This window comes from Nicoliella sp. ESL1106, assembly GCF_058509965.1.
In genome coordinates, this window is sequence record NZ_CP196340.1 from 368,945 (window position 1) to 381,130 (window position 12,186).

16 protein-coding genes are annotated in these 12,186 nt (G+C 39.5%); 12 read left to right on the forward strand and 4 right to left on the reverse strand.

Going from position 1 to position 12,186, the window contains the following annotated elements; genetic code table 11:
- Window positions 1–3: 3 nt before the first annotated feature.
- Window positions 4–954 carry a hypothetical protein gene (locus tag ACSVI6_RS01755; RefSeq protein ID WP_491720831.1) on the reverse strand — a complete coding sequence of 317 codons (951 nt, stop codon included), beginning with the start codon at window positions 952–954 and terminating at the stop codon, window positions 4–6.
- Window positions 955–1,134: 180 nt separating this feature from the next.
- Between ACSVI6_RS01755 and ACSVI6_RS01760 the strand changes: the two genes are divergently transcribed.
- The 8 genes from ACSVI6_RS01760 to ACSVI6_RS01795 all read left to right on the forward strand — a co-directional run bounded on the left by ACSVI6_RS01760 (window position 1,135) and on the right by ACSVI6_RS01795 (window position 6,197).
- Entirely contained in the window at window positions 1,135–2,025 is an 891-nt protein-coding gene (locus ACSVI6_RS01760) for an ABC transporter ATP-binding protein (protein ID WP_491720832.1), read from the forward strand.
- Entirely contained in the window at window positions 2,025–2,900 is an 876-nt protein-coding gene (locus ACSVI6_RS01765; RefSeq protein WP_491717015.1) for an ABC transporter permease, read from the forward strand. Before ACSVI6_RS01760 ends, ACSVI6_RS01765 begins: the two co-directional genes overlap by 1 nt.
- Entirely contained in the window at window positions 2,890–3,345 is a 456-nt protein-coding gene (locus tag ACSVI6_RS01770) for a LytTR family DNA-binding domain-containing protein (protein ID WP_491717016.1), read from the forward strand. Before ACSVI6_RS01765 ends, ACSVI6_RS01770 begins: the two co-directional genes overlap by 11 nt.
- Window positions 3,342–3,743 carry a DUF3021 domain-containing protein gene (locus ACSVI6_RS01775; protein ID WP_491720833.1) on the forward strand — a complete coding sequence of 134 codons (402 nt, stop codon included), beginning with the start codon at window positions 3,342–3,344 and terminating at the stop codon, window positions 3,741–3,743. Before ACSVI6_RS01770 ends, ACSVI6_RS01775 begins: the two co-directional genes overlap by 4 nt.
- A 90-nt stretch (window positions 3,744–3,833) precedes the next feature.
- Window positions 3,834–4,586, forward strand: coding sequence for a sulfite exporter TauE/SafE family protein (locus ACSVI6_RS01780; protein WP_491720941.1), 753 nt, complete (start codon window positions 3,834–3,836; stop codon window positions 4,584–4,586).
- A 13-nt stretch (window positions 4,587–4,599) separates the two neighbouring features.
- Window positions 4,600–5,286, forward strand: coding sequence for a CPBP family intramembrane glutamic endopeptidase (locus ACSVI6_RS01785; RefSeq protein WP_491717018.1), 687 nt, complete (start codon window positions 4,600–4,602; stop codon window positions 5,284–5,286).
- A gap of 18 nt (window positions 5,287–5,304) precedes the next feature.
- Window positions 5,305–5,535 (forward strand): PspC domain-containing protein, encoded by a 231-nt coding sequence (locus ACSVI6_RS01790; protein ID WP_491720834.1) that lies wholly within the window; start codon window positions 5,305–5,307, stop codon window positions 5,533–5,535.
- Window positions 5,536–5,726: 191 nt separating this feature from the next.
- Window positions 5,727–6,197, forward strand: coding sequence for a C40 family peptidase (locus tag ACSVI6_RS01795; RefSeq protein WP_491719934.1), 471 nt, complete (start codon window positions 5,727–5,729; stop codon window positions 6,195–6,197).
- 99 nt (window positions 6,198–6,296) lie between these two features.
- On the opposite strand, the gene ACSVI6_RS01800 is transcribed toward ACSVI6_RS01795, so the two are convergent.
- The 3 genes from ACSVI6_RS01800 to ACSVI6_RS01810 form a co-directional block, all read right to left on the reverse strand.
- Window positions 6,297–7,301 (reverse strand): GH25 family lysozyme, encoded by a 1,005-nt coding sequence (locus tag ACSVI6_RS01800; RefSeq protein WP_491719935.1) that lies wholly within the window; start codon window positions 7,299–7,301, stop codon window positions 6,297–6,299.
- A gap of 177 nt (window positions 7,302–7,478) precedes the next feature.
- The gene (locus tag ACSVI6_RS01805; RefSeq protein WP_491717022.1) at window positions 7,479–7,607 is read right to left on the reverse strand and encodes a hypothetical protein; all 129 of its coding nucleotides are present in this window, start codon (window positions 7,605–7,607) and stop codon (window positions 7,479–7,481) included.
- Window positions 7,608–7,628: 21 nt separating this feature from the next.
- Window positions 7,629–8,999 carry a class II fumarate hydratase gene (locus ACSVI6_RS01810; protein WP_491720835.1) on the reverse strand — a complete coding sequence of 457 codons (1,371 nt, stop codon included), beginning with the start codon at window positions 8,997–8,999 and terminating at the stop codon, window positions 7,629–7,631.
- A 245-nt stretch (window positions 9,000–9,244) separates the two neighbouring features.
- Between ACSVI6_RS01810 and ACSVI6_RS01815 the strand changes: the two genes are divergently transcribed.
- The 4 genes from ACSVI6_RS01815 (at window position 9,245) to ACSVI6_RS01830 (ending at window position 12,169) form a co-directional block, all read left to right on the forward strand.
- Complete coding sequence (locus ACSVI6_RS01815; protein ID WP_491720836.1) at window positions 9,245–10,852, forward strand: Nramp family divalent metal transporter; 1,608 nt, start codon at window positions 9,245–9,247, stop codon at window positions 10,850–10,852.
- Between the two features lie 30 nt (window positions 10,853–10,882).
- Window positions 10,883–11,311 (forward strand): universal stress protein, encoded by a 429-nt coding sequence (locus tag ACSVI6_RS01820; RefSeq protein WP_491717024.1) that lies wholly within the window; start codon window positions 10,883–10,885, stop codon window positions 11,309–11,311.
- Between the two features lie 82 nt (window positions 11,312–11,393).
- Window positions 11,394–11,855, forward strand: a complete 462-nt coding sequence (locus ACSVI6_RS01825) for a VanZ family protein (protein ID WP_491720837.1) — start codon at window positions 11,394–11,396, stop codon at window positions 11,853–11,855.
- On the forward strand, window positions 11,843–12,169 hold the full coding sequence (locus ACSVI6_RS01830) for a hypothetical protein (protein WP_491720838.1): 327 nt from the start codon (window positions 11,843–11,845) through the stop codon (window positions 12,167–12,169). Before ACSVI6_RS01825 ends, ACSVI6_RS01830 begins: the two co-directional genes overlap by 13 nt.
- Window positions 12,170–12,186 lie beyond the last annotated feature (17 nt).

Below are 12,186 nucleotides of genomic sequence, written 5' to 3' on the forward strand. Positions count from 1 at the left end.
CATTTAACCATTTTGCGTTTTTTGTTGCTGAATTAATATATCACAAACATCCTTATTAGTAATGACCTTATTATTATAATAGGCTAGAGAATGTCTAAATTTCCTTTGCTTCCGTTTTATCCCGTTAATTAGTGATTCTTTTGAATGTATTAAATACTCAAACTCTCCCGCCTCAAAAGCTTCGGTTTGTTTAGGGGATAAAAATTGGCGCACGATTGGGTCACCGTCCATTAAATAGTCGATTAATTGCGAACATAGCTTAATTTCTTCGTCACTAGTAAGAATATTCTTTGCTTTAATAAAATCATACTCTCTACCATATTCGTCGGTAATTAAATTAGCGTTAAAAAAAAGATCTGGATTCTCATCACGAAACTTCTTCATGGTTTCCCATATTTCACGCTTACCCCTATTTGCTAAGGGGACATCAAAAAAGTCTGATTTATACATATTTATTTTGATTCTTTTAGCTTTGGGATATTGATTTAGTTCATCCATATTTACAATTAAGGGATAATTGCTATCTAGAAAATAACCCGGTAGAAAATATTCATCCATTAGGATATTGTTCCTAGATCCGCTTTTACCATTTTTGGTTGCATTATAAGGGGCAGCAACATGATAATCGCTTCTGTCATTGATTTTATATGATTGTAGAGAACTATAATTCATCGGGGCAACTTTAGCTTGGAAACTGATTGCATCACCCTCGTTGAGATTACCCAACTCTTGAATTGAACTACTGTATGGAACGCATCCAATTTGATTGAACAAAAACACTTGATTGTTTACTGTAATGTTTAAATCCTTTAAAAGGATTCGGGTGTTGATATAATGCTCATTTGAATCCTTTGGTGAACTTACAGGTAGATAAACTCCTGCATAAGTCCCACTAAATTGATACCTTTTATTTCCATCTAATTGTTCAACTTGCTCAGTAGTGATAACGTCCACATAAATCATCCCTTTAAAAGTATTCTAAATGTATTTTAACACCTTAGTTGCAAATTTTGATTTTATTTATCCTTATTTACCACTCGTTTGCTGATTTTAACCACTTGCCAATAATCAACGATTTTAGATTATTTTGTAGCTATAATGATAATAATCATAAATCGAAATGAGGGAATCGTAATGGCATTATTACAAGTAAATGGTTTAACCCAACAATATGGCAATAAAATAGCTGTTAACAATATTGATTTAAACATTGAAGCTGGTCAATTGGTGGCATTTTTAGGGCCAAATGGAGCCGGAAAGTCAACGACGATTAATATGCTGACGGGTATCAAAAAGCCCAAGGCCGGTACGATTAGCTTAGATGGCTTAAAACCTAATCAACATGAATATCGTCATCAAATTGGTGTCGTGTTCCAAGACAGTGTTTTAGATCGCGACTTGACCGTTAAACAGAACTTAATGTGGCGGGCTGGGATGTATAAGCACATCGACTATGATTTTGTTGATCGCCTAATGAAGGCGTTCGATATTACTTCGATCGCCAAGCAAAAGTACGGGTCACTTTCTGGTGGGCAACGGCGGCGGGTCGATATCACACGGGCATTGCTACATAGACCACGCTTGTTGTTCTTAGATGAACCCTCAACGGGATTGGATATCCAGACGCGCAATAAAATTTGGGAAGTCTTGAACCAACTCAGAGCGCAATATCAGCTCACAATCATTTTGACGACCCACTACCTGGAAGAGGCTAACATCGCCGATTACGTTTACGTCATTGACCACGGCCAAATTATTGCGGCTGATACCGTTGATGATCTAAAGGCAAAGTATGCTAAGGATGTTTTGACGATTACGACTGATTCCGTTGACCAAGTGGTTGCACTAGTCAATCAGGACTGGCCAACGAAGGTCGATGGAAAGCAGGTAAAAATAATGGTACCAAATGTCGATGCAACGATTCAATTCTTGAACACCGCGCGGCCATTGATTAAAGAAATGGAACTCAAACGTGGCGATATGAACGACATCTTTGTCGCCCTAACTGGAAAGGAGATCAGATAATGATTAATTTGATTAAACGGAACTTAACGATTTATTTTGCCAACCGCAGCGTAGTTTTCTTCTCCATCTTTGCTGCATTGATTTCATTTGTTCTATACCTCTTGTTCTTAAAGAACGGAATGCAACAATCATGGCAGTCGGTTCCAGGAACCAGCAAGCTTTTGGACCCCTGGTTGATTGGGGGAACTTTATCGGTTACTGGATTGACTTCAATTGGGGCGGCCATTAGTCAAATGGTCAAGGACCGTGAAGATAATCATTTAAACGACCTTGAAATGACCGATCTATCAACTAACCAGATTCAAATGGGCTATTTGGTTGGGGCGGTCGTCATCGGGACCTTGAACCAAATCGTGGCCTTTTTGATCATGAGTATCTACTTCCAATTTGTCGATGGCATCAAGATTGCCTGGGACCAAAGTGCCGCCATCTTTTTGATCGCGTTGTTTAGTAGCTTTGTCTGGACGGCATTTAACCTATTGATCTACTCGTTTATTAATAAACAACAGATGGTCCCAACCGTATCTTCAATCATCGGAACCATTTCTGGTTTCATGGCAGGGGTGTACGTGCCAATCAGTACGATGCCTAGTATTGCACAAACGATTATGAAGTTTACCCCATCACCATACGTTTCAGCTGCATATCGGGATGTTTTAATGAAGGAACAACTACATGCTTCATTTAAGCACCTGCCCGCATCCGTGCTTAAAAACTTCCGTCTTTCGATGGGCGTCGACTTAAAAATTAAGAGTACCCTACTAACATTTACAGATGTTCTGCTCGTTTTGGGTGGTTTCTTACTGCTATTTATTGTATCTTTATTAGTAGCAAACTATCTCAGAACGAAAGAAGTTGGGGTCCATGCAAGTTGATTTTCACCAAGATGATCAACTATCACCAGATGAAATCAAACTATTAGTTAGTGCCAAGCAGCTAACACCAAAAGTCGTGGAATTGATCAATCGATTGGCCGAAATACCAACCAATTCAGCTTCGGTCCTGCCGTTATCCATTGATGACCGAGTCGAAATGGTCAATTTAAATGATATTATTTCGATCGAAGTCTTCGGCAGTGACCTAACGATTGCAACTACGAACCATCAATATTCATTTCACGGCCAGTTGAAGAATATTTTAGCAAAGATTAATGACCAGCGGTTCATCCAGATTGCTAGGGGGACCGCAATTAATATTGACCATCTCAATTCACTGGAAGCCGGCTTCTCTGGTAATATGACGGCGTTTTTAGACCATGAAGTGAAGTTGAACGTTAGTCGAAAATACCTACCAGATTTGAAAGCGAGGTTGCGAATGTGAAAAAAATAGTGAAAGAGTGTGTGCGATTTGGGTTAATTGGAATGTGTATTGGCTCTTTCATTTTTATGTTAAGTGCCGCTGTTTATCGCCAATCGCTAATTACCCGCTCGGATATCCTTACCACCTTATTAATGAGCTTTTTGATCGGTGAGTTATCAATGATTTTTCGCTATAGCCACTTACCGTATCTAGCTAAATTAGTGATCCATTACCTCGGAACGAACGTTTTAGTGATCGTGACCGGAATTTATAATCACTGGATCGATAACTGGATTTCGTTTATTATTACGTTGGCGATCGTATATGTGATAATCGTAGTTGTTCAGTATAAAATCTATGCGCGCGATGCCAGTAATATTAACCGTTTGATTCAAAAACGGAAGCAAAACCAGCGTTAATCAATTTAATAAATATTTAGCAGTCACGCCATAATTGGGGTGGCTGTTGTGTTATATTAGTAAATAATATAAAACAAGGAGTTTAGTATGATTTTATTGTTATTGGTTATCATTGGATTTATTATTGGCGGATTTATCATCTCAATGGGGGGTGGTGGAGCTGCATTTTACCTGGGCGTGTTGACCGGTTTAATGCACATTTCACCAGCCAGCGCAACAGCAACGTCATTGTTCACGGCTTTACCGTCATTATGTATCGGTGCATACAGCCACTACCGAACCGGGAATATGAAGTTTAAATTTGGCAATCGCATGTTGATTACCGCTGTTCCGGCTACCGTGATTGGTAGTATTTTAGCGGGTTATTTATCTGAAACCGTTTATAAAGTTTTGTTGTTCCTCTTGTTCCTTTGCTTAGGTGCTCAGATTTTATGGCAGTCTTTCCGACCCCGTTCAGCTGATCAACAAGCGATGGTCCCCGCATTAAGTCTAGGCAAAGCCCTCTTTTTTGGGGCCCTCAGTGGACTGATGGTAGGAATCGCCGGATTAAGTGGTGGTAGTCCGCTAGTAGCGGGGATGTTATTGATGGGCTTATCAATGCAGCAAGCAGCAGCCACCTCTTCATATGTATTGATCATCACGTCGATCGTAGGCATTGTAATGCACTCTACTGCTGGACGGATTGCATGGTTGCCAGGTTCAGCATTAATGATTGGGGCAATTGTCGGAGCTGCATTAATGCCATTTGTTTTAAATCACTTCGATCCGCGTAAGGTCACCAAAACGCTGCGGCCGATTATGGGGATTGTTATGATTATTATGGCAATCACGACGATTATTTAAGGAGGAGTTCAAATTGCACAAAAAACTTAGCATCGGGGAATACGGCAATCGGATTTTGTTAATGATCATCATGGTACTATTGATTGAATTTATTCAAGTGCCGATTGCACTGGTTAATAGCTATCATCAACCAGTGGCACAGCTCTTATTGGTGGTTGGCTATTTCATTTTTTATGCGGTAATGATTGCAGTTGCTTGGCATTATTACAGAAAATACCATCCCGCACCCATTGGTAAAATGAATGGTAACGCATTTTGGACGGTGATTGCAGTATTTCTAATTGTGAGGGTATTTAGTGTCGCAATGGTTTTATTCTCGCAAAAGTTTTTCAATCAAGAACAATCCAGTAACCAAAATGCAATTAATAGTTTACTGTCTTCTAATAAAATTGTTCTGTACTCAATGTTATTAGGGATTATCGTCCTTTCGCCAGTACTTGAAGAACTAGTATTTCGGGGGATGCTTATTGATGGATTATTAAGTAATGTTTCTACGCTTTGGGCAATGGTGATCAGTGGGGCAGCATTTGCGACCGCCCATGCATTTAGTAATCCGTTTTTATTTATGGTTTACGCCTCAATGGGTGCTGGAATGGCGTTTATCTACCGTAAAACGGGGACGATTAAAGCGAATATTACATTCCACATGCTAAATAACCTTCTAGCATCAATTTCCTTCTTACCATTACTATTTAAATAAAGCAGGGGGTAGATTAGAATGAATCGGAAATTATACCGTTCAAACCAACGGATTTTGACAGGCGTGCTTGGTGGGATTGCCGAATACTTTGGTTGGGATGCAACATGGGTGCGGCTTTTATATGCGGCAATTACGATTTTTAGTGTTTTCTTTCCAGGCATCTTTTTTTACATTGTTGCGACATTGATAATCCCTAATCAGCCTAACCGTCGGAATATCGATGCTGATGAATATGATTCCAAAAATTAAATCTTTAAGACTAACTCTGGATGAAACATCCGGAGTTTTTTTGTTTATTAAATTTTTTTGTAACTTGAATGTAACAATATTGAAATCAGTCTGTATTAGTTTTGTTTTAATTTAGTATTATTTTTTTCCTATAATGACAATAGTTAAAAAATTATGAATAATAAACTAATCAAAATATCATTTATTTGGGGATGAAGATATTGAATTATAAAAAAATAATCAAATTGATTTTAGTACCATTGGCTTCAGTTACCATTTTTGCGGGTGCGACTACAGCACACCAACCAGCCGCTAATGCTGCTAGCAAGAAAGCGGTCAAAGTAGCATACAAAGTTGCTTTATCAAAGCTAGGTTCACCATACGTTTACGGTGCTGTTGGACCCACTTCATTTGATTGTTCAGGATTTACTCAATACATATATCAAAAAGCGAACGTTTCAATTGCTCGGACAGCTCAGGGACAATACAATACGACTAAGCCAGTATTAAGAAGTAACCTTAAGAAGGGTGACTTGGTATACTTCGGCGATGATTCAAGTTCAATTAGCCACGTTGGTTTCTATATCGGAAATGGGCAAATGATCGATGCCCAAAATAATGGGGTAATTACCGAAAGTATCGACGCTCCATGGTGGAGTATCGTTGGATATTCAAGACCTTAATTGATCAATAAATAAGGCGGAATCGTAAATAAACGGTTCCGCCTTTTTGAAACCAAAAAAATAAAGCCGCTGATTATTTGATAATCAACGGCTTTATTTTTATTTGATGTTCACAATTTCAATTAGGTTCTTGTTAGCAGAGAAGTAAGTCCCATTATCAGTCTTAATTCTGTAAGTGTTACCAAACTTGACTGGGGTTCCCTTAACTGTATCACCCTTATGGAGGGTTACTGATGCCCGATTCGTTAATTTAACATCTGTATATTCATTTAAGTTATTACTCAAAACCTTAAATTCGGTTCCAGTGGAGATGTAATTACTTGATGAAATTTGGACAACGTGTGGATTCTGTACGGTCTTATTAACAGTGGTGCTTACCTTTGAAGCAGAATCAGATTGGCTAGCAGTAGCAGAGGTAGTGCTACCACCGATCCAAAATGAAAGTGGCTTTCCATTAGCAGGGATTTTACTTGCATCCACGCGCTTGCCTAATGCAGAACTATAATACTTATCGGTATATTGCCATAAGTCATACTTGTAACTAGTGGATGGCGCAACCGAAGTGTAACTTGCCAACCAAATGGCATCGTAAGCACTTTTAGCAGAGGTGAAATTCCCCATGAATGATTGGTAACTGTAAAGCACGATTGGTCGATCGGTTAATTGACGAGCCCGATTTGCCCATGCTACCGTTGCACCATTCATCGTCCCAGATGTAACGTTATTTGATTCTGCATCATTAACGTAGAACAATGCTTTCGGTGCGGCTTTAATTAAGGTAGATGCTTCGTTAGCCGCTGAGTTAGCGTTCTTATAAAGGCTGTAACTGTAAACACCATATTTAACGCCATACTTAGAAAGTTTTTTAACGTTATTTTGGAACACACGATCACTGTAACTAGAACCGTATTGCACCCGTAAGATTAAAAATTCAGTTTCTGATTTTAATCTCTTAGCTTGACTATCGCTTAGATTACCTTGCCACTCAGATAAATCGTAGATCGGTTTACTTGCAGCGCTAGCAGTAGCGCTGAATATCGGTGCAACAATGGCGAGCCCTAAAACTACGACCAAGCTGCAAAGCATTTTTAACTTTTTATTCATTATTTCTTTCACTCCATATTATTTTAATTACTATGGACTAGTTTAACATTAAAGAATGGATAAAAAGGCCTTGCAATCGTTTTAAAACCAGATTGTAACTTTATGGTAATAGTTTTATTTTGATTGAAAATTATTAAGAGAGGGGAATTAACCATTTTAACGGTTAATTCCCCCTTCTTAATCAATATAGCGCCATAAAAATAAGATGGCAGTTACCAGTGCAGCCCAGCCAAAACATTTGATACGTTCCTTAGCATTGACCTTATTGGCACGGTGTTCCTGATTTTTACCTGTAAAATATTTCATGATAATAATTCGCTTTCTATCTTAATTTCGCTTAACGTTAGTCATGGCCTTAGCGTTGACCCATTGATTAAATTCCGTTTCCGTGACCCCACTTGCTAATGCAGCAGCTTTAAGCGTAGAGCCATCTTTTTGCGCCTTTTGGGCAATTTTGGCACTGCGTTCATACCCAATGTGTGGACTAAGGGCGGTAACTAGCATTAGTGAATTATCGACAAGTTCAGTCATGCGAGATTGGTTGATCGACAATCCCTGGACCAAGTGTTCGTTAAATGAGTTGATGGCCTCAGTTAATAAATTACTACTATCTAAAAAGTCGTAAATGATAACGGGTTTATAAACGTTCATTTCGAAGTTTCCCTGACTATTTGCAATGTTAATGGTTGTATCATGGCCAATCACTTGAGCACTCACCATCGTTAATGCCTCGACTTGAGTTGGATTGACCTTTCCAGGCATAATCGATGAACCGGGTTCGTTGCTAGGGATGTTCAATTCGTTATAGCCTGCGCGTGGCCCACTAGCTAGGAATCGAATATCGTTACCGATTTTAATTAAGTCGGTTGCAAGCGTTTTAAGGATCCCATGCACCATTGTAATCCCCGTGTGGTTAGCCAGCCCCTGGAATTTATTAGGAGCCACCATAAATTGAATTGCCGTTTGTTTGCTTAGTTGTTCTACCATTGCCTGATCGAAACCAGTGGGGGTGTTCAAACCTGTCCCAACTGCCGTAGCACCTATCGGGAGCTCTAATAGGGTATCGCGGTTGTCCCTAAGGTAGTCTAAATCATGTTGTAGTGCACTGACCCAGCCGCTGATTTCTTGCCCAAAGGTAATCGGGGTCGCATCTTGTAGGTGGGTGCGGCCAATTTTCACCACTTCGGCAAACTCAGCTTGTTTCTTTTGAAATGCATCGATTAAATCAGCGAGGGCGGGAATTAATTGATCAATGGATTGGGTTGCTGCCATCATCATTGCAGTCGGAAAAGTATCATTCGAACTTTGTGATCGGTTCACATCATCATTTGGATGAATGGCCGCAGTGCCTGCCTTTTGATTGGCAATGTGGGCAATTACTTCATTTACGTTCATGTTGGTTTGAGTCCCACTACCAGTTTGGAAGACCACGAGTGGGAATGCATCTTGATGCGGTTGACTTAGGATTTGATCAACCGTAGTACTAATTAAATCTTGCTTTTCTGCATCCAAGTTCCCAATTTGATGGTTGACGATTGCTGCAGCCTTTTTAATTTGCAGGAGGTTATCAATCACCTCGTCTGGCATCTTTTGGCCAATCTTAAAGTTATTATGACTGCGTTCGGTTTGGGGCCCCCAGAGGACATTTTTAGGGACCTTTACTTCACCAAGTGAATCTTTTTCAATTCGATATTCCAACTTAAACAACCCCTTAACTAATTTACTTCTAATTATAATTAGGGAATTAAAAACATGTCAAAGCTTAAGCAGATTTATAAAAATATTTAGATTGTTAATCGATTTTGCTTCAATCGTTAACTAATGTTAACTAAAAAATTAAAAAATTTAGACTTACCTAAAAAAGACTTTAAAAATTATTAAAATAGTGTACAATATTCATTGGTTAAGAAATTTTTATATATTTAGATTGTATCAATCAGAAAATGATACCTTACAGAAAGGTGGAGTTTCACGTGAGTGAAAAACACAGTATGATTCACTACGCTAACGGTCCTTCCTTGGAAGAAATTAATCATACCGTTACCGTACCTAGAGATTGGGGCTTTTGGAAGACCTTGTTTGCTTATTCAGGTCCTGGGGCATTAGTTGCCGTTGGATACATGGATCCAGGTAACTGGTCGACTTCAATCACTGGTGGACAAGATTTTGGGTACCTCTTGATGTCGATTATCTTAATCTCAAGTTTGATTGCGATGTTACTACAATACATGGCGGCTAAACTTGGGATTGTGACGCAGATGGATTTGGCGCAAGCCATTCGGACGCGGACTTCAAAGTCGCTTGGAATTGTTTTATGGATCATGACGGAATTTGCCATTATGGCAACCGATATCGCAGAAGTTATCGGGGGTGCGATTGCATTGAACCTGTTATTCCACATTCCACTTGTGGTTTCAGTGTTCATCACCGTATTCGATGTTTTACTACTGCTTTTACTTACCAAGATTGGGTTCAGAAAGATCGAAGCAATCGTTGTTTGTTTGATCATTGTGATCTTAGTAGTGTTCGCCTACCAAGTGGCATTATCAAATGCTGACTGGGGTGGCGTATTCAAGGGATTAATCCCAACTGCAGATACCCTTTCACAATCAAGAAAGGCTTCCGATGGATTAACTCCTTATGCTGGAGCATTAGGGATCATCGGGGCAACTGTTATGCCACATAACCTTTACTTACATTCAGCTATTTCACAAACTCGTGATTACGATCCAAAGGATAAGAAGGACGTTGCTAGAGCAATCAAGTTTACGACTTGGGATTCTAACATCCAATTAACCTTTGCATTCTTCGTTAACGCATTGCTATTGATCATGGGGGTTGCCGTATTTAAGACTGGTGCCGTTAAGGATTCATCATTCTTCGGATTGTTTGATGCCTTGAACAACACTTCAACTTTAAGTAACCCAGTTCTAATTAGCGTTGCTAAATCTGGTATTTTATCAACATTGTTTGCCGTTGCTTTATTAGCTTCTGGACAAAACTCCACGATTACTGGGACCTTAACTGGACAAGTAATCATGGAAGGATTCATTCACATGAAGATGCCACTATGGTTACGGCGTTTGGTTACTCGGATGCTTTCCGTTGTTCCCGTTTTAATCTGTGTATCGCTTACTAGTGGTGAATCAGAATTACAAGAACATACCGCATTGAATAACCTGATGGAAAATTCACAAATCTTCTTGGCATTGGCATTACCATTCTCAATGTTACCATTGATCTTAATGACTGATAACAAGAGTCAAATGGGTGAAGAATTTAAGAACACCCTCTGGGTTAAAATTTTAGGTTGGATTTCCGTCCTTGGTTTGATTTACTTGAACTTAAATGGACTTCCATCAGCAGTTGCTGGGTTCTTCAGTGATAACCCAACCGCAGCTCAAACTAGCATGGCAAACACGATTGCCTACATCTTAGATTTCCTTATCTTAGCATTATTAGTTTGGACGATGGTTGAATTCTACTTTGGTAACAAGCGGATCGAAGCTGAACGCCAAGCAGAACAATCACAATCAAAGGGTAACGCATAATCAACCAATTTTAAATAAGAGGTGTAAGTTATGGATCAATTTCAACGGATTTTAGTGGGAGTCGACGACTCCGACGACGCGATTTTAGCCTTTCGCTACGCAATCGAACGTGCTAAGGCTGATAATGCTCAATTAATCTTAGTTTCCGTTTTGGAAACCGAAGAAATTAACGTTTATGAAGCTTTATCTAGGGATTACGTACACGGTGAAAAGAAGGACTTGGAAGAACATATGCAAAAGTATGTTGAACAAGCCAAAAATGCTGGGGTCAAGGATGTTCAAGCAATCGTTGCCTCTGGTGATGCCGGAGAAACCATCGTTAAGGACGTGATTCCGCATGTTGAACCAGACTTATTAGTGATCGGATCACATTCCAAAAAGGGAATTGCGCGTCACTTTGGAAGCCAAGCTTCTTACATGGCTAAGTACTCACCAACTTCAGTAATGGTGATTAGATAGTTTAAATTAATATGAAGCCCCGTCATTCTATTATGGAATGGCGGGGCTTTTTGTTTATAATGTGGTAAAGGGATTTGATAGGATGATTAAAACGAATACTTGGCAATATCGGGGAATACAAATACTGTGTGGTTGCTACTTATTGGTGGTAGCCTGGCTATGTTTTACCCCGCGGTTCCCCGTCAACGTGCAACTAGGTAGCTATCCAGAATTAGCGTCGTTCACTTATGGGCACGCCCAGGTTGTTTATATGCCATTTCAGGAGTTATTTACGGAGGGCTTTTGGCTCAATGTAATCATGACCATTCCATTAGGTGGTTTTGTGTGGTTGCTAACCCCACTACCAATGGGGCTCAAGCAAGTGTGTGGACTGGGCATATTAACTGGATTGTTCATCGAATTTGGTCAGTTATTCTTAGATAACCTAGCTAATTTTCAGCGCACCGTTGATATCAATGATGTGATTTCAAATTGGTTCGGGGTGGTAGTGGGGTACTATCTTTTACGATTTATAATGAGGAAGTGGATTCAATGGCGGAATTAATTCGAGTCTTAGAACGGCACCATAATTTGATTAAAGTGAAGTATCGCGGGGAGTTCGGCTACTTTTGGCCTTCGACGAATTTGACTGGTGATGCGCGTATTCAATCATTTGATGATGCTGATAACTATTTATTAACTAAATTAAATTTAACTGCGGATGCCACCATTTTAGTCCCACTTGCCTTTGATCCAGAACGGTTGATCTTTATCATCCAGGTTCTCGACAAGCAACTCATTCAAGCCGGTGGCGACGGAGAAGTCGGCACCTTTCAAGTGACCGCAAATGGAGATGTAAATAAAAACGATGTTGATTAATTTCAACATCGTTTTTA

Coding starts and splice junctions, on each gene's coding strand:
- ACSVI6_RS01760 (WP_491720832.1), top strand. CDS start 1,135: ATGGCATTATTACAAGTAAATGGTTTAACCCAACAATATGGCAATAAA.
- ACSVI6_RS01765 (WP_491717015.1), top strand. CDS start 2,025: ATGATTAATTTGATTAAACGGAACTTAACGATTTATTTTGCCAACCGC.
- ACSVI6_RS01770 (WP_491717016.1), top strand. CDS start 2,890: ATGCAAGTTGATTTTCACCAAGATGATCAACTATCACCAGATGAAATC.
- ACSVI6_RS01790 (WP_491720834.1), top strand. CDS start 5,305: ATGAATCGGAAATTATACCGTTCAAACCAACGGATTTTGACAGGCGTG.
- ACSVI6_RS01795 (WP_491719934.1), top strand. CDS start 5,727: ATGAAGATATTGAATTATAAAAAAATAATCAAATTGATTTTAGTACCA.
- ACSVI6_RS01800 (WP_491719935.1), bottom strand. CDS start 7,301: ATGAATAAAAAGTTAAAAATGCTTTGCAGCTTGGTCGTAGTTTTAGGG.
- ACSVI6_RS01805 (WP_491717022.1), bottom strand. CDS start 7,607: ATGAAATATTTTACAGGTAAAAATCAGGAACACCGTGCCAATAAGGTC.
- ACSVI6_RS01815 (WP_491720836.1), top strand. CDS start 9,245: ATGATACCTTACAGAAAGGTGGAGTTTCACGTGAGTGAAAAACACAGT.
- ACSVI6_RS01820 (WP_491717024.1), top strand. CDS start 10,883: ATGGATCAATTTCAACGGATTTTAGTGGGAGTCGACGACTCCGACGAC.
- ACSVI6_RS01825 (WP_491720837.1), top strand. CDS start 11,394: ATGATTAAAACGAATACTTGGCAATATCGGGGAATACAAATACTGTGT.
- ACSVI6_RS01830 (WP_491720838.1), top strand. CDS start 11,843: ATGGCGGAATTAATTCGAGTCTTAGAACGGCACCATAATTTGATTAAA.